Source organism: Nocardioides marmoraquaticus (assembly GCF_054777915.1).
Genome location: NZ_BAAHAA010000049.1, coordinates 1 through 3,642, shown reverse-complemented (window position 1 = coordinate 3,642; position 3,642 = coordinate 1). Strand labels below are relative to the sequence as shown.

Below are 3,642 nucleotides of genomic sequence, written 5' to 3'. Positions count from 1 at the left end.
TGAAGATGTCGGTGCGTGGGACGACTCCGACGGCGGTCTCGGCGAAGGTGTGGCCGTCTGCGGAGCAGGAGCCTGTTGCTTGGCAGCGCTCGACGACCGACAACACCGCGGGCTTCCAGGCCGCGGGGTCGGTGGGTCTCTTCAGCTGGCTGCCGGCCGCATCACAGGCCAACGCCCCCGTCATCACCTCCATCCACGGCTTCACCGCGACGAAGAACTGACGCGCGCCGGATGGAGCGAGCGGCTCGACACCTCCGGGTGTCGAGCCGCTTCGGCGTCCCGCTCGCCTGTCGTGCGGCCTAGACAGCCAGCACCTCAGATGGGGTGCCAACAGGCGTCTCGCCCTAATCTCGGGCCACTGCCTTGGCTTGGTGCCCGAGCTGTCAGAGGCGGATCCGTCAGGGGGAGTCATGGTGTCGCGCCTCAGGTCCATCGTCGTCCGAGTCGTGGTGGTCGGCCTCGCCGCCGCCATGACCACCGTCGTGTCCACGGCGACCGCAGCGGCTGCGGACGAGACGCAGGTCGCTACGGAGACTGTCAGTGCCGATGCGCTACCGACGGTGCAGATCGACGGGGTTGCCTGGAAGCAGGTCGTGTCCGGAGACGTCGTCTACGTGGGTGGGGAGTTCACGACGGCGAGGCCGGCAGGTGCTGCACCGGGCGTCGACACGACTCCTCGCTCCAACATGCTGGCTTACGACATCCGGACCGGTGAGCTGATCCAGGAGTTCGACCCTGTCTTCAACGGCAAGGTCTCTGACCTCGCCGTCACACCCGACGGCACCAAGCTGGTGGTCGTCGGCAGCTTCACCTCGGTCGATGGTCAAGGACGGTACCGGGTCGCGGTGCTCAACCTGCCGGACGGCTCGCTCAACAAGGTCGCAGCCGGCGTGGACGCACCGGCGATGGGCGTTGCGGTCACCGGCTCGACCGCGTTCGTCGGCGGCAACTTCAGCAGGATGAACGACGAGGTGAGGTCGAAGGTCGCAGCATTCGACCTCCGCACGGGTGCCGTCCAACCCTTTGCGGTGCCGATCGACAACGGTCGCGTGCAGTCGCTGGCCACTGACCCGAGCGGCAAGCAGGTCGTGATGAGCGGCAACTTCACCAGCGTGGCGGGCGCCTCGAGCCCGGGCTACGGCATGTTCCGGGCAGACGCAGTGACGGGCGCGGGGCTCCCCCTACCCGTCAACACGCGAATCCGGAACGCCGGGGCGAGCTCCTCGGTGCTACGTGTGGTCAACGACGGCGACACGTTCGTCGGCGTCGGCTACAACTACGGCAAGACCGGCACCACCGAGGGCATGTTCAGGGTCAGCTGGGCCGACGGCTCGCTGATCAACATGGAGGACTGCCACGGCGACACCTACGACGCGGCCCCGATCGGTGACGTCGTCTACACCGCCAGCCACAAGCACTACTGCGGCAACAGCGGTGGGTTCCCGCAGACCACGCCGTGGTCGTTCCGTCACTCGACTGCGTGGACCCGTGAGACGCAGGGGGTCAACCTCCCAGACATCTATGGATACCCCGCGCACCCGGGCACGCCGCGGCCAGGTCTGCTGAGCTGGTTCCCCCAGACCGACGTGGGCACTTTCACCGGCCAGTCGCAAGCCACCTGGTCGGTCGCGGGCAACTCGCAGTACGTCGTCTACGGCGGGGAGTTCCCGAAGGTCAACGGGACCCCTCAGCAGGGCCTGGTCCGGTATGCGGTCCGCTCCCTCGCACCGAACAAGCAGGGCCCGCGTCCAGTCACGGGTTCGGTCTTCACCCCGACCGTACGCAGCATGCGTCCTGGAGAGGTCCGCGTGACGTGGCCAGCGCTCTGGGACCGTGACGACGACACCCTGACCTACCGAGTTTCGCGCGACACCTCGTCGAACGTCGTCCACACGGAGGAGCAGACCAGCCGGTTCTGGGACGGACGCACGATGAGCTTCACCGACACCTCGGTCACGCCCGGGGTGGCGACTCGCTATCTCGTGCGGGCGACAGACCCGAGCGGGAACGTGAACTCGAGCGGTTGGATCACTGTCACGGTCGCTGGCAGCGGCGCCATCTCCGACTATGCAGATGCGGTCCTGGACGACGGTGCGCGTACCTTCTGGCCTTTGGACGAGCCCGCAGGCACGAGCGAGGTCGTGGACCTGGCTGGGGTCGACTCCACGACGGCCGGAGCCGGAGTGACGAGGGGCGCGACCGGTCCGGTAGCAGGATCAAACGCGTCGTCGTTCAACGCGACGGTCTCGGCCCTGGTGGCCGGCACTGAGTTCAAGGACGCCCCCGACGTATTCAGCCAGGAGGTCTGGTTCCGCACCAGCTCGAGCGCGGGTGGGAAGATCTCTGGTTTCGGCAGCTCGCGGACGAATGACTCCGGCTCCTACGACCGGCACATCTACATGGACACGTCGGGGCGGGTGCTCTTCGGTGTGAGCTCAGGTGGCTCGCAGACCGTCAGCTCCGGTACCGGCTACAACAACGGTCAGTGGCACCACGCGGTCGCGACTCTCGGTCGTGACGGGATGCAGCTCTTCCTCGACGGCAAGAGGGTGGGCAGGCGCACCAACGTGACCTCGGGTGCCCGCTACCCCGGGTGGTGGCGCGTGGGGGGAGACCGGACGTGGAGCGGTGCGAAGTACTTCAACGGTCAGATCGCGAACTTCGCCATCTACCCGATGGTCCTCTCACCCCAGCAGGTCGACGCGCACTGGACGATCAGCGGCCGGGGGTCGACCCTCCCGGCGAGGCCAGCCGACCGGCTTGGTCGCGCCATCCACGACAGTCGACCCGACCTCTACTGGCGTCTGAACGACGCCACGACCACCGCGACGGACTCGGCGCTCGGGGTGACCCCCGGTACGTACGCCGGCAACTACTCCCAGCGTCAGACGGGCGTCACGGCCGATGACACCTCCGCGCTGCTGCGTCCCACTTCACGGGTGGGCACCCGGACCACCCCGGCCGGCACGGTCACGCAGACCGCGGCCACGACCGCTCCCCAGCGCTTCAGCCAAGAGGTGTGGGTGCGTACGTCCAGCACCAACGGTGGCCGGATCTTCGGATTCGGCAACGCGCCGGGAACCACCACCTCGACCCAGTACGACCGCATGCTCTGGCTCAGCGACACCGGCAAGGCGCGGTTCGGCGTCGACGGCACGAGTCGCGTGGAGCTGCAGAGCACCTCGCACGTGAACGACGGCTCCTGGCACCAGCTCGTGGCGACGGTCGACCCGGAAGGCGGGGCGAAGCTGTACGTCGACGGTCGGCTGGAGGCATCGACGCCGTTCGTCGTTCCCCAGGTCTACTCCGGCTATTGGCGGGTCGGCTCGGACGCCACCTGGGGGGGCAACACTGCCGGCAACCTGCTGGGCCAGGTCGATGAGGCGGCGGTCTTCCACCGCGCACTGAGCGCGGACGACGTCAGGTCGCACTTCGTCGCTGGGGGCGGCGTCTTGCCCAACTCGTCGCCGAGTGCGGCGTTCGTCTCGCGGGTCAGTGACCTCGAGGTCGGGTTCGACGCCGGCGGTTCGTCGGATCCCGAGGGCTCGAGCCTCACCTACGCGTGGGACTTCGGTGACGGCACGTCGGGAACGGGCCGGACGGCGCAGCACACGTACGCTGCTTCGGGGACGTACACGGTCA

General features: G+C 68.0%; 2 protein-coding genes. Both read left to right on the top strand.

Going from position 1 to position 3,642, the window contains the following annotated elements; genetic code table 11:
• Nucleotides 1-221 (top strand): hypothetical protein (locus ACYU8I_RS18810; RefSeq protein ID WP_460843863.1); only part of this gene is annotated, 221 nt, incomplete at its 5' end.
• A gap of 189 nt (nucleotides 222-410) precedes the next feature.
• Nucleotides 411-3,642: LamG-like jellyroll fold domain-containing protein (locus ACYU8I_RS18805; RefSeq protein WP_460843860.1), on the top strand; the 3,232-nt coding region annotated here is incomplete at its 3' end.